The sequence below is a fragment of the Pseudomonas sp. Leaf58 genome, assembly GCF_003627215.1.
Taxonomy (GTDB): domain Bacteria; phylum Pseudomonadota; class Gammaproteobacteria; order Pseudomonadales; family Pseudomonadaceae; genus Aquipseudomonas.
This window is the reverse complement of sequence record NZ_CP032677.1, coordinates 1,079,323-1,092,424: the sequence shown is the minus strand read 5'-3', so window position 1 is coordinate 1,092,424 and position 13,102 is coordinate 1,079,323. Positions and strand designations below refer to the sequence as shown.

At 63.5% G+C, this 13,102-nt stretch carries 10 protein-coding genes; 5 read left to right on the top strand and 5 right to left on the bottom strand.

The features are described 5' to 3' along the window. Positions 1-64: 64 nt before the first annotated feature. From DV532_RS05130 to edd, 5 genes are all read right to left on the bottom strand, one after another. Positions 65-1,363, bottom strand: coding sequence for an ABC transporter substrate-binding protein (locus DV532_RS05130; RefSeq protein WP_056796115.1), 1,299 nt, complete (start codon positions 1,361-1,363; stop codon positions 65-67). A 164-nt stretch (positions 1,364-1,527) separates the two neighbouring features. After that, positions 1,528-2,982 carry an ATP-binding protein gene (locus tag DV532_RS05125; protein ID WP_056796112.1) on the bottom strand — a complete coding sequence of 485 codons (1,455 nt, stop codon included), beginning with the start codon at positions 2,980-2,982 and terminating at the stop codon, positions 1,528-1,530. Next, complete coding sequence (gene gltR / locus DV532_RS05120) at positions 2,963-3,688, bottom strand: two-component system response regulator GltR (protein ID WP_056796109.1); 726 nt, start codon at positions 3,686-3,688, stop codon at positions 2,963-2,965. Before gltR ends, DV532_RS05125 begins: the two co-directional genes overlap by 20 nt. Before the next feature lie 94 nt (positions 3,689-3,782). Then, positions 3,783-4,745, bottom strand: coding sequence for a glucokinase (locus DV532_RS05115; protein ID WP_056796106.1), 963 nt, complete (start codon positions 4,743-4,745; stop codon positions 3,783-3,785). Next, positions 4,742-6,568: a phosphogluconate dehydratase gene (gene edd / locus DV532_RS05110; protein ID WP_056796104.1), complete on the bottom strand. Its 1,827-nt coding sequence runs from the start codon at positions 6,566-6,568 to the stop codon at positions 4,742-4,744. Before edd ends, DV532_RS05115 begins: the two co-directional genes overlap by 4 nt. A 265-nt stretch (positions 6,569-6,833) precedes the next feature. On the opposite strand from edd, the gene gap reads away from it, so the two are divergent. The 5 genes from gap to DV532_RS05080 all read left to right on the top strand — a co-directional run bounded on the left by gap (position 6,834) and on the right by DV532_RS05080 (position 13,078). Beyond that, positions 6,834-7,835, top strand: coding sequence for a type I glyceraldehyde-3-phosphate dehydrogenase (gap, locus tag DV532_RS05105; RefSeq protein ID WP_056796099.1), 1,002 nt, complete (start codon positions 6,834-6,836; stop codon positions 7,833-7,835). Positions 7,836-8,024: 189 nt separating this feature from the next. Continuing rightward, on the top strand, positions 8,025-8,537 hold the full coding sequence (locus DV532_RS05100; protein ID WP_056796095.1) for an RNA polymerase sigma factor: 513 nt from the start codon (positions 8,025-8,027) through the stop codon (positions 8,535-8,537). Positions 8,538-8,625: 88 nt separating this feature from the next. After that, a complete protein-coding gene (locus DV532_RS05095) occupies positions 8,626-9,588 on the top strand; it encodes a FecR domain-containing protein (RefSeq protein WP_056796092.1) in 963 nt (320 codons plus the stop codon). Between the two features lie 126 nt (positions 9,589-9,714). Further along, the gene (locus DV532_RS05090) at positions 9,715-12,300 is read left to right on the top strand and encodes a TonB-dependent receptor (RefSeq protein ID WP_056796089.1); all 2,586 of its coding nucleotides are present in this window, start codon (positions 9,715-9,717) and stop codon (positions 12,298-12,300) included. A gap of 184 nt (positions 12,301-12,484) precedes the next feature. Further along, a complete protein-coding gene (locus DV532_RS05080) occupies positions 12,485-13,078 on the top strand; it encodes a biliverdin-producing heme oxygenase (protein ID WP_056796086.1) in 594 nt (197 codons plus the stop codon). The last annotated feature ends 24 nt before the right edge of the window (positions 13,079-13,102 follow it).

Below are 13,102 nucleotides of genomic sequence, written 5' to 3'. Positions count from 1 at the left end.
TTGGGGCTGCTGCGCAGCCCTATCGCGACACAAGGCCGCTCCTACAACGAAGATCGCGTCTGCTTTACTGGGCAGCCTTGATCGCCGCTGCCAGCTTCTTCGCCGCATCGGCCGGGTCGGCCTTGGGGTCGTTGATGTAGTTGGTCACCACATCGAAGAACGCGCCCTGCACGGCCAGCGTGGTGGCCATGTTGTGCGCCATGCTCGGCTGCAGGCCGCCCGTTTTGGCGTCGGCCAAAAAGTCCTTGGCGGAGGTTTGCGCGCAGGCGTCGAAGCCGTGCTTGCCCATGTCGGCCAGCATGTCGTTACGCACCGGGATCGAGCCTTTGTTGGTGCTGAAGACCTTCTGGAAGTCCTCGCCCAACACCTTGCGGGCAATGTCCTGCTGGCCGGCAGACGTGCCAGCATTGTTCTGCTTGAACACCACCAGCGAGTCGATGTTGTAGAGGAAGGCCTTGTCGGTACCGGGGAAGGACACGCACTGGTAATCCTTGCCAGCGGTCTTGTTCGCCAAGGTCCATTCGCTCTTGGCCCAGTCGCCCATGATTTGCATGCCGGCCTTGCCGTTGATGACCTTGGCCGCTTCCAGGTTCCAGTCCTGGCCTTTGCCATCCGGGTCCATGTAGGTGGCAACCTTTTTCAGCGCGGTCAGCGCCTCGATCATCTGCGGGCCGGTCAGGGTCGTGCTGTCGAGGTCGACCATGGCCTTTTTGTAGCCGTCCACGCCCATCACCGCCAGCACCACGTTTTCGAACACCGTGCTGTCCTGCCACGGCTGGCCGCCATGGGCCAGCGGGATGAAACCGGCAGCTTTCAGCTTATCGGCGGCGGCGAAGAATTCGTCGAGGGTGACCGGCGCCTTGGCGATGCCGGCCTTCTTGAATACGTCGGGGTTGATCCATAGCCAGTTGGTACGGTGGATGTTCACCGGCACGGCGACATAGTCACCGTCGTACTTCACGGTGTCGGCAACTTTCTGATCGAGCAACCTGTCCCACTGCTCGTCCTTGGCCACGTCCTTGAGCACATCGGCGTCGAGCAGGCCGGTGGCCGCCCACTCATGGATGTCCGGGCCCTTGATCTGCGCGACACCTGGCGGGTTGCCGGCCACTGCACGGCTTTTCAGTACGGTCATGGCCGTGGCACCACCACCGCCAGCGACAGCGCCGTCCTTCCAAGTGAAGCCATCTTTTTCAACTTGTGCCTTGAGCACGTCCACCGCGGCCTTCTCACCACCAGAAGTCCACCAGTGCACCACCTCGACAGTGCCTTTGGAGTCGGCAGCATGGGCACTCAGCGGGGCTACAGAGGCAGTTATCGAGGCAACGGAGATCGCGCCAGCGAGACGGAGCATGGAATTCATCGAAGCACCTTTCTTGTTGTTATGCCGTGCAAGTCGATCGCTTGCGTTGCATGAAGTCTAAAGCCGGCGGGGTTGGGTGGGGTGTCACGAAGGACGGTGGGATTGTCACCAGGTAGTGACATTTTGCGGGCCCGCGAACAGGCCAGCACAGGCAAGGCGAAAACTCAGTCCATACCTCGCGGCAGGTACAACGTCACCCGCAAGCCGCCCTCACGCAGGTTGAGCAAGCTCACCTCACCACTATGGCTGTGGGCGATGTTGCGCGCGATCCCCAGCCCCAGCCCGTACCCCTGCTGCTGCCCAGCCAGGCGGAAATGCGGCTCGAACACTTGCTCCAGTTGTTGCTGCGGCACCCCCGGCCCTTGGTCATCCACCTGCAGGACAAACCCCTCGGCACTGTCGATGATGCGCAAGCGTGCGCGCTCGCCATACTTGATGGCGTTGTCGATCAGGTTGCCAATGCAACGCCGCAGTGCCAGCGGTTTGCCTGGGTAGGCTGCCTGTGCCCGCCCCTCTAGGGTGATACGGCCGTCGCGCAGGTAAGGCTCAGCGAGGATTTCCAGCACCTGGTTAAGGTCGACCGGTTCGATGTTTTCGTGGATGTCGGTGTCTTTCACGCACTGCAACGCACCTTTAACCAGCAACTCCAGTTCATCCAGGTCCTGGCTGAACTTGGCCTGCAGGTGTTCGTCCTCCAGCAGTTCGACGCGCAGCCGTAAACGGGTGATCGGCGTGCGCAGATCGTGGGAAATGGCACTGAACAGCTGGCTGCGCTCGGTCAGGTAACGGCTGATACGTTCGCGCATGCTGTTGAACGCCCGCCCCACCTCGATTACCTCACTGCCGCCACCTTCGGCCACCGGCGCCACATCCGCACCTAGCGACATCTCCCGCGCGGCCCGCGCCAGGCGCTTGAGCGGCCAGCTTTGCCAGTGCACCAGCAAGCCAATGAACAACAGCAACAAGGCGGTAGTGAGTACGATGAAACCAATTTGCTGACGCGGCAGGCGCTCGGCCTCCAGGCTGGTATATGGCTCGGGCAGCAGCGAGGCGATGTACAACCACTCGCCCTCATCGAGGCGAATCTGCGTAACCAGCACCGGCGGGTTCAACGGCTCCAGGGTGAGCGAGTAGTGCGCCCAGGAACGGGGCAGTTCGTCGAGCTTGAGGCCGCTGTTGAAGATGCGCAGGTCATCGGGGCCGACGAACTCGACGGAAATTTCCATCTGCGAGCCGAGCCGCTCGTGCAGCACCTGCTGGAACACCTCGATCACCGCCTGCTTGCGCGGGGTGATAGGCAGCACCGGCATGTCCAGCGGTTTGGCGTTGAGCGACACGAAAAAGCGCGTACCGCCCATACTGCGTAGCTGGTCGAGCACCATTGGCCGGTAGGCCACCGGCAACGAACGGAAGTAGCTGACGCTGGCGCTCATCGAATGGGCCAGGCTACTGGCGCTGGCGCGTAGGCCCTGCAACTGGCTGGCACGCAATTGGGCCACCCAGATGATACTGGACAGGCCTTGGGCCAGCAGCACTACCAACAAGGTAAGCAACAGCATGCGCCCCAGTAGCGAGCGCGGCAGCACGCGCCAGCGCCGCTCAGGAAGCACTGCAGACATGGGCAGCCAACAGGTAGCCACTGCCGCGCACGGTGCGGATCAGCCGGGGTGGTTTAGCGGTATCGCGCAGGCGCTGACGCAGGCGGCTGACTGCCATGTCGACGATGCGGTCCAGCGGCATCGGCTCGCGGCCACGGGTGGCATTACCGATGGTGTCGCGGTCGAGGATTTGCTGGGGGCGGTCGAGGAACAGCTTGAGCAGGGCGAAGTCGGCGCCAGAGAGAATCACCTCCTCGCCGTCGCGATGGAACAGGCGGTGGCTGACCGTGTCCAGGCGCCACTCGTCGAAGGCCAGCACCGCCCCACCCGGCGCCGCTTGGCCGAACTCGGCGCGACGCAGCAAGGCCTTGATCCGCGCTTGCAGTTCACGGGGGCTGAACGGCTTGCCCAGGTAGTCGTCGGCGCCCAGCTCTAGGCCGATGACCCGATCGGCTTCGTCTGAGCTGGCGGTAAGCATGATGATTGGCACCCGCGCCTGACGCGGGTGCTGACGTACCCAGCGGCACAGGCTGAAGCCGTCTTCGTCGGGCAGCATGACATCGAGGATGACCAGGTCGCAGGGGGTGGTTTCCAGGGCGCGGCGGAAGCCTTGGCCGTCGGCTTCGGCATGCACCTGGAAGCCCGAGCGGCTCAGGTAGGTTTGCAGCAGTTCGCGGATTTCCTGGTCGTCGTCGACCATCAGGATCGATTTACCGGCAGTGCTCAAAGTGGTCCTTCCTCTTGTTGTTTGCAGGTCTTTTTGCCTGCTACGGGGTGTTGCCTTCTGGGGCTGCTTTGCAGCCCATCGCGGCCCCCTTCAGCTAAGGGTGATCCAGCGCCTGCTGCAACGCTACACCAGCCCCCAGCAACCCGGAAAACTCCGCCGTCACCAGCCACACCGGCACGCCAGCGAAATAGCCACTCATGCAGCCCTTGTCGGCAAAACTCGCAGCAAACCCACTGCGCAAGAACAGCTCGGCAAACCGCGGGATCACGCCGCCGACAATATAGACCCCGCCCCGCGCCCCCAACGTCAGCACATTGTTACCCGCGACGCGGCCAAGGAACCGGCAGAACTGCTCGATCACCGCCAGCGCCCGAGGCTCGCCGCCCAGCGCGGCATCGGTAATATGTGCCGGGGTCTTGTGTCGAGGTATGTCGCCATCCAGCGCGCAGATGGCCTGGTACAGGCGCAGCAGGCCGCCGCCACTGAGCACGGTCTCGGCGCTGACGTGGCCCATTTGGCCGTGAATGTGTTGTTGAATTGCCGCTTCGCGTGCATTGCCTACCGGCAGGTCGACATGCCCGCCCTCGCCCGGCAGGGCTTGCCAGTGTCGCTCGCCCAGGCGCAGCAGCGTGCCCACGCCCAGCCCGGTGCCTGGGCCGATGACCAGGGCCGGGCGCGCCCGGTCTGCCTGGCCCGGGCACACTTCGCGGAACTCGCCTGGGCGCAGGCGGGTCATGCCCAGCGCCATGGCGGTAAAATCATTGATCAGCAGCAGCCGCTGCACCTGCAATGCCTGGCAGAACGCCGTGCGGCTCAGGCGCCAGTGGTTGTTGGTGAAGCGGAACTCATCACCATCGACCGGCCCCGCCACCGCCAGGCACACCGCCGCCAGGCCGCCACGGCCGATGCCGTGGCCTTCCAGGTAGGCCTCGATGGCCTGCTCTGGGCAGGTGTAGTCCGCGGTGGCGAAGACTTTCACTTCATGCAGCTGGTTGTCACGCCACAACGCAAAACGGGCATTGGTGCCGCCGATGTCGCCAACCAGCAGGTCCTTCATTTGAGGTTCTCCAGGGCCGAGGTGAAGGCACTGGCACCCTGCTCTGCCGAGCTGAACGCCATGCGCATGAAGCCGAACAGCTCGCGCCCGCAGCCCAGGTCGTTGCCTTGGGGCGCTGGCGGCAGGTTACGGCTGGCCAGCTGTTCGGCTGACACCATCACCCGCAGCGTGCCTTCGACACCATCGACCCGCACGATATCACCATCGCGCACCCGCGCCAGCGGGCCGCCATCATAAGCCTCGGGGCACACGTGGATGGCCGCCGGGATCTTGCCCGAGGCACCCGACATGCGCCCGTCGGTGACCAGCGCCACCTTGTAGCCACGGTCCTGCAGCACACCGAGGAACGGCGTGAGCTTGTGCAGCTCCGGCATGCCGTTGCAGCGCGGGCCCTGGAAGCGCACCACGGCGACGAAGTCGCATTCCAGTTCGCCGGCCTTGAACGCATCAGCCAGCGACTGCTGGTCGTGGAATACCCGCGCCGGGGCCTCGACCACCTGGTGCTCGCGGGCAACGGCAGACACCTTCATCACCCCACGGCCAAGGTTGCCCTCCATCACTCGCAAGCCACCTTCGGCCGAGAACGGCCGCGCCACTGGGCGCAGGATGCTTTCGTCCAGGCTGTGCTGGGGCCCTTCACGCCATACCAGCTTGCCGTCGTCGAGGAACGGCTCCTGGGTGTAGCGGCGCAGGCCGTGGCCAGCCACGGTGTTGACGTCTTCGTGCAGCAGCCCGGCATCGAGCAGCTCGCGGATCAGGAAGGCCATGCCGCCCGCGGCCTGGAAGTGGTTGATGTCGGCTTTGCCGTTGGGGTAAACGTGCGACAGGGTTGGCACCACCTCGGACAGGTCGGCCATGTCTTGCCAGGTCAGCTGAATACCCGCTGCCTGGGCAATCGCCGGGATGTGCAGGGTGTGGTTGGTCGAGCCACCAGTGGCATGCAGGGCGACAATGGCGTTGACCAGCGCCTTTTCATCGACGATTTCGCCCAGCGGCATGAAGCTGCCGCTGGCCTTGGTCATGCGCGTGACCTGTTGCGCGGCCTCGGCCGTGAGCGCGTCGCGCAGCGGCGTGTACGGGTTGACGAACGAGGCGCCCGGCAAGTGCAGGCCCATCACTTCCATCACCAACTGGTTGGTGTTGGCGGTGCCGTAGAAGGTGCAGGTGCCAGGGCTGTGGTAGGAGTTCATCTCCGATTCCAGCAACTCTTCGCGGCTGGCCTTGCCCTCGGCGTAGCGCTGGCGCACGTCGGCCTTCTGCTTGTTGGAGATGCCGGAGACCATCGGCCCACCGGGCACGAAAATGGTCGGCAAGTGGCCAAAGCGCAGCGCGCCCATCATCAGGCCGGGGACGATCTTGTCGCAGATACCCAACATCAGCGCGGCGTCGAACATGTTGTGCGACAGCGCCACAGCGGTGGACATGGCGATTACTTCACGGCTGGCAATGGCCAGCTCCATGCCCGGCTCGCCCTGGGTTACGCCATCGCACATGGCCGGTACGCCACCGGCGAACTGGCCAACCGAACCGACCTCACGCAGGGCTTGTTTGATCTGCTCGGGGAAGTGCAGGTACGGCTGGTGCGCCGAAAGCATGTCGTTGTACGCCGAGACGATGGCCACGTTGGCCGCGTTCATCAAGCGCAGGGTTTGCTTGTCGTCGCTGCCACAACCGGCCACGCCGTGGGCGAAGTTGGCGCACTGCAGGCTGGCACGCATGGGGCCTTCACTGGCCGCGCCACGAATCAACTGCAGGTAGCGTTCGCGGGTGGCACGGCTGCGTTCGATCAGCCGCTGGGTGACCTCAAGGATGCGCGGATGCATGTACTGGACTCCAAGCTAATTGTAAGGGCGGTTTACCCGGCATTTCCCCTCCAAACGATTGCGGCCTAGGCTCAAGGTAGAGGAGCCCGCTGCATCGATGGTGGCATGTAGCCTAACCACTCGTTGTATGTTTAAACAAAATACTGCCACTAAAAAGGCTTGTTTTCTATCCGCCAGTGAATAATCTTGTAATTCCAACAACAAAACCGTTTCAGTGAAGCTCCTTTTTGCCACAGGTTTCACTCGGACTGCCAGAGGTACTGCCATGACCCTACGCATCGCTATCAATGGATTCGGCCGCATCGGGCGCAACGTCCTGCGCGCACTGTATACCCAAGGCTACCGCCAGGACCTGCAGGTCGTCGCCATCAATGACCTGGGCGACAGCGCCATGAATGCCCACCTGCTCAAGTACGACAGCGTGCATGGCACGTTCGACGCCAGCGTCGAGGCCGACCATGAGAGCCTGACGGTCAATGGTGACCGTATCGCGGTCAGTGCCATCCGCAACCCGGCCGAACTGCCCTGGAAGGCCGAAGCGATCGACGTAGTGTTCGAGTGCACCGGGCTGTTCACCGACCGCGCCAAGGCTGCCGCGCACCTGGCCGCAGGCGCTGGCAAGGTGATTGTCTCGGCACCGGCCAAAGGCGCCGATGCCACCGTGGTGTACGGGGTTAACCACGACGTCCTGCGGGCCTCGCACCAGATTATTTCCAACGCCTCCTGCACCACCAACTGCCTGGCGCCGATTGCCCAGGTGCTGCACCGCGAGTTCGGCATCGAACAAGGCCTGATGACCACCATCCACGCCTACACCAATGACCAGGTACTGACCGATGTGTACCACGGCGACCCGTACCGTGCGCGTTCAGCGACCCAGTCGATGATCCCCAGCAAAACCGGTGCCGCCGAGGCCGTGGGCCTGGTGCTGCCGGAACTGGCCGGTAAGCTGACCGGCATGGCGGTACGGGTGCCGGTGATCAACGTGTCGCTGGTGGACCTCACCGTCAACCTCAAGCGCGAAGCCACGGCCGAGCAGGTCAACCAACTGTTCCTCGAAGCCAGCCAGCATTCCAAGGTATTGGGCTACAACGCCTTGCCGTTGGTTTCCTGCGATTTCAACCATAACCCGCTGTCGTCGATCTTCGATGCCAACCATACCCGGGCCAACGGGCGCATGCTCAAGGTACTGGCTTGGTACGACAACGAGTGGGGGTTCAGCAACCGCATGCTGGATAACTGCCTGGCGTTGTGCAGCGCCCGCTGAGCATGGCGTGGCATTTTTGCCGCCTGTGAGATCGAGCGCTGCGCGGGCGGCGCTCGATGTCAACCACAAAAAACCTCCGTCCTACGCCCTCCCCACTCACAATCTTTACCTTTTCCTAACATTTCCGCGCTTGACCTTCGATACAGATGATAAGCATTATCATTAACCATTCGTCGGCCAGGTCCCCCCGTGAGTCAGTCCCGGTTCAACTCCGTCTTCCTCGTCCAGCGCCTGCCCCTGCTGCGCACCCTGCAGCGCATGGTGGGCAACCCCAGCACAGCCGAGGACTTGCTGCAAGAAACCTACCTGCGGGTGTCCCGCGCCGTGGGTGAGCGGCCCATCGAACACATTGAGCCGTTCGTGTTCCAGACCGCCCGCAACCTGGCCCTTGACCACCTGCGCACGCGCCGGGTGCAGGCGCGCCTACTGGTCGACGACGTACCCGACGACGTTCTGCATAGCGTGGCCGCGCCAGCCACCAGCAGCGAAGATGCCGCCCATGCCCAACAGTTGCTCAAACACCTGAGCGTCAGCCTCAACCAGCTAAGCGAGCGCCAGCAGCGCATCTTTATCCTCAGCCGCCTGCACGGCGCCACCTACCTGGAAATCGCCGAACAACTGGCTGTGTCGCCTAGCACGGTACAGAAAGAGTTGAAGCTGATCATGGCGATCTGCATGGGTGTTGCCGACCGCCTCAAGTGAGCTGCTCACTAACGAGCGGCTTCGCAAAGCCCTTGCCACACCCCGCCCTAGCCTTGATCATTCGCCAAAAAGCCTTCAAGGATTCCCCGTGACCGACTGCCCCGCCCCTCGCCCGTCACCCGCTGGGCCCAGCGCCCGTGCTCGTGCCATGGACGAGGCGCTGGACTGGCTGGTGCGCCTGCAATGTGCCGATGACCAGAGCACCCAAGCCTTCGAAGCCTGGCTGGGCGCAGCGCCGGAAAACGCCGAGGCCTATGTCGAGGCGGAAGCACTGTGGAACGGCGCGCCCTTGCACCAGGCGGCCAGGCAACTGCACCAGCAACAGCGCCGCTCGTGGCGCGGGCGTCTGCGCAGCCACTGGAAACCCCTGGCCACTGCCGCCGTGCTGCTGGTGGGGCTGTTCACCGTTGGCAACCTGCCGTTGCGCCTGCAGGCCGACCACCTGACCGTGGTCGGTGAGCGTCAGCGCTTGCAGTTGGAAGACGGGGCAAAAGTGCTGCTCAACACCAATTCGGCCTTTGCCAGCGACAGGCGGAATGGCCAGCAGGTCGCCCGGTTGCTTCAAGGCGAAGCCTATTTCCAGGTCCCTGAGGATGTGCTGCTACCGCTGGAAGTGCAGGCCGGGCCGTTACGGGCGCAGGTGCGCGACACCGACTTTGCCGTGCGCTACCTCGACGGCGAGGCACAGTTGCGGGTGCAGCGCGGCGATATCGACCTGCAGGGGGCCCGCGACCAGCGCATCCGCCTTAGCGCTGGCGACAGCATCAGCGTTGGCCCGCAGGGCTTTGGCCAGCGCCAGCGCCCTGACATGCACAAGGACCTGGCCTGGGTCGACGGCCGCCTGGTGTTCGAAAACTGCCCGCTGAGCCAGGTGCTGGCCGAAGTGCGGCGCTACTATCCGGGCTGGATCATTAACTCCAACGCGCAACTGGCAAAGGTTACGGTCACCGGTAACTACCGCCTCGACCAGCCGCTGGAGACCCTCCGCGCACTGGCCCACATCACCTCTGCACAACTGCATGAGTACCCGGCACTGGTCATCCTGAACTAACCGCACAACTATTTTTACGCGACCGCGCTGCCCCGCCCGTCTCGTTATAGCCAATGCAACTGATTCTTGTTTAAAGGCAAGAACAGCCAGCACCTATAACAGCCCGCGCGTCAGGGAGCGCTTTCGATGTCTACAGGTCAAATTCGCCCTTCCACCCTTCCCCGCCGTACAGGGCAATTGTCCCTGCTGACCCTGGCCTTGCTCGCCAGCGGTGCTTGCAGCCTGCCTGTGCTGGCCGCCGAGCCGGCCCAAGCCAGCAGCCCACGCAGCGGTGACTACCGCTTCACCATCGGCCAGCAGCCGCTGGTGTCAGCGATCAATGCCTTCAGCCAGGTCACTGGCTGGCAGGTCGGTTTCAGCGCCGAACTGGCCGACGGCGTCGCCTCGCCAGGGGTGCAGGGCTCGCTGTCAGCGGACGCCGCCCTCAAGCGCTTGCTGCACGGTACCGGGTTGAGTTTTCGCAAGATCAGCAACGCCAATGTGGTGCTTGAACGCCAAACCGGCAGCAACGTAATTGCCTTGCAGCAGGTCACCGTCAGCGCCACCCGTAGCGCCCAAGACGTCAGCCAGGTGCCCAGCACCGTCAGCGTGCAAACCCGCGAGCAACTGGACCGGCAGAACGTCAACAATATTCACGATCTGGTGCGCTACGAGCCGGGTGTATCGGTGGCCGGCACCGGCCAGCGTAGTGGCCTTAACGGCTACAACATCCGCGGCATCGACGGTGAACGCATCCTCACCCAGGTCGACGGCGTGTCGATCCCTGACAGCTTCTTCTACGGTCCCTACGCCCAAACCCAGCGCAACTACGTTGACCCGGAAATCGTCAAACGCGTAGAAATACTGCGCGGCCCGGCCTCGGTGCTGTACGGCAGCAATGCCATCGGTGGCGCAGTCAGCTACTTCACCCTCGACCCGGACGACATCATCAAGCCTGGCAAGGACGTCGGTGCACGCTTGAAGACCGGCTACAGTTCGGAAGACGAAAGCTGGCTGACCTCCGCCACCATCGCCGGCCGCGAAGGTGATTTCGACGGCCTGCTGCACCTCAGCCAACGCAACGGCCACGAAACCGAGACCCACGGCAGCCACGGCGGTGATGGCCTGTCGCGCACCGAAGCCAACCCGATGGATGTGCGCACCACCAACGTGCTGGCCAAGCTAGGCTGGAACTATGCCGACGATGCGCGGCTGGGCTTCACCTACGAGCGCTACAAGGATGACCGCGACCAGAACGTCCTCAGTGCCGTGGGCGGGCCGTTCAACCAAGGTACTGCGCTAGGCATGTATCGCAGTCGCACCGGCAACGACACCGTTACCCGTGAGCGGTTCGGCCTCAACCACGCGTTCGGCCTGGACTCGCCAGTGGCCGACCAGGTCAACTGGAGCCTCAACTACCAGCTTGCCAAGACTGACCAGCGTACCGAGGAAGTCTACTTCCCCTTCAACCGCACGGTGCTGCGCACCCGGGACACCACCTACAAAGATCGCCAGTGGGTATTCGACGTACAGTTGGACAAGTCATTCAGTGTCGGCCAAACCGATCACCTGCTGACCTACGGCACTACGCTCAAGCACGAGAAGGTTACCGGCTCGCGCAGTGGCACCGGTACCTGCCTGGTGGTTGGCGGCGCCTGCCGGGCCGTCGGCCAGGTCAGCAGCAGCGACTCGCAGGCCCTGGTCAGCGACTTCCCGGACCCGACCGTGAACACCTACAGCCTGTTCGTGCAGGATGAGATCCGCTGGAACAACTGGACCTTCCTGCCGGGCGCACGCTACGACTACACGCGCATGGAACCCACGTTCACCGAGGCATTCCTGCGTGGCCTGGCCACCTCCGGCAGCGGCCCGACCGAGCAGGACGACGCGGACAAAAAATGGCACCGCGTCTCGCCCAAGTTCGGCCTCACCTATGCCTTCAACGACAATTACACCTGGTACGGCCAGTACGCCGAAGGCTTCCGGACACCGACCGCCAAGGCCATGTATGGCCGCTTCGAGAACGTGGGTGAAGGCTACCGCGTGGAAGGCAACCCGAACCTTGAACCTGAGAAAAGCAAAAGCTACGAAACCGGCCTGCGGGGCAACTTCGACGCCGGTAACTTCGATGTGGCGGTGTTCTACAACAAGTACCGCGACTTCATTGACGAAGACGCTGTGCAAAGCGCCAACCTGGCGCAGACCTTCCAGGCCAACAATATCGAGCACGCCACCATCAAAGGTGCCGAGGTCAAGGGCCGCCTGAACCTCGACCACTTCGGCGCGCCGCAGGGCCTGTATACCCAGGGTTCGATTGCCTACACCTACGGCCGCAACGACGACAGTGGCCAGCCACTCAACAGCGTCAATCCGCTGAAGGGGGTGTTCGGCCTGGGTTACGAGCAACAACACTACGGCGCTCTGCTGAGCTGGACGCTGGTCAAGCGCAAGACCCGCGTCGACGACAGCACCTTCTACTCGCCCGATGGCTCGACGTCCAAGTTCCGTACCCCGGGCTACGGCGTGCTGGACCTGACCGGCTATTACAAAGTCAGCGACGACGTCACCCTCAATGCCGGCCTGTACAACCTCACCGACAAGCAGTACTGGCAGTGGGATTCGGTACGCAGCTACGACGGCCAGGGTGAAGCGGGTGTAACCCAGCCGGCCAACCTCGACCGCCTGAGCATGCCGGGGCGCAACTTCGCTATCAATGTGGTCTGGGATATCTAAGCCCTTGCGCCTGTACCGGCCTCTTCGCGGGCAAGCCCGCTCCTACAGCGTGCGCAGTCCCTATGGGAGCGGGCTTGCCCGCGAAGAGGCCGGTGAAAATAACCCCAAACAGCAGTTTTTTTACGCTGCCGCCCGCGCTGTTTCGTCTTGTTTCTAGCCCTCCCTTTTTTCCAAGGACACCCCCATGACCGAACGCCCAGCCCTGCGCTCCCAGCGCCTGAACCAGATCACCCACGCCCCGCACGCCGAGTTGGATGCGCTGGTCAAATCCCACGCGCCCTTCGACAGCCGTGACAGCTTTGCCCGCTTCGTCGTCGCCCAATACCTGTTCCAGTCCGAGCTGCAAGCCCTGTACAACGACCCGCAACTGATCGCCATCGTCCCCGACCTGGCCGAGCGCTGCCGTGCCGAGCAGGCCCGCCTGGACCTCGCCGACCTCGACACCGAAGTACCGGCAGCCGTGCCGGGCGCCGTGGGCAACCTGGGCCTGGGCGAGGCAATGGGCTGGATCTTCGTCTCCGAAGGCTCCAAACTGGGCGCTGCGTTTCTGATCAAGCGTGCACTGGCCCTGGGGCTGTCCGACAGCTTCGGTGCCCGTCACCTGGGCGAACCGGCCGGTGGCCGTGCCGAAGGCTGGAAGCAGTTCACCCGCATCCTCGATGGCCTCGAGCTGCCGGCCGACCAAGAGGCCGCTGCCGAACGCGGTGCGGTAGCCGCCTTCGAGCGCTTCACCGAACTGCTCAAGCACGCCTATGCTGCAGATGCGGCGCTGGTTTGATACGCCGTACCCGGCCACCGTACC

Coding starts and splice junctions, on each gene's coding strand:
- DV532_RS05130 (WP_056796115.1), bottom strand. CDS start 1,363: ATGAATTCCATGCTCCGTCTCGCTGGCGCGATCTCCGTTGCCTCGATA.
- DV532_RS05125 (WP_056796112.1), bottom strand. CDS start 2,982: ATGTCTGCAGTGCTTCCTGAGCGGCGCTGGCGCGTGCTGCCGCGCTCG.
- DV532_RS05115 (WP_056796106.1), bottom strand. CDS start 4,745: ATGAAGGACCTGCTGGTTGGCGACATCGGCGGCACCAATGCCCGTTTT.
- edd (WP_056796104.1), bottom strand. CDS start 6,568: ATGCATCCGCGCATCCTTGAGGTCACCCAGCGGCTGATCGAACGCAGC.
- gap (WP_056796099.1), top strand. CDS start 6,834: ATGACCCTACGCATCGCTATCAATGGATTCGGCCGCATCGGGCGCAAC.
- DV532_RS05090 (WP_056796089.1), top strand. CDS start 9,715: ATGTCTACAGGTCAAATTCGCCCTTCCACCCTTCCCCGCCGTACAGGG.
- DV532_RS05080 (WP_056796086.1), top strand. CDS start 12,485: ATGACCGAACGCCCAGCCCTGCGCTCCCAGCGCCTGAACCAGATCACC.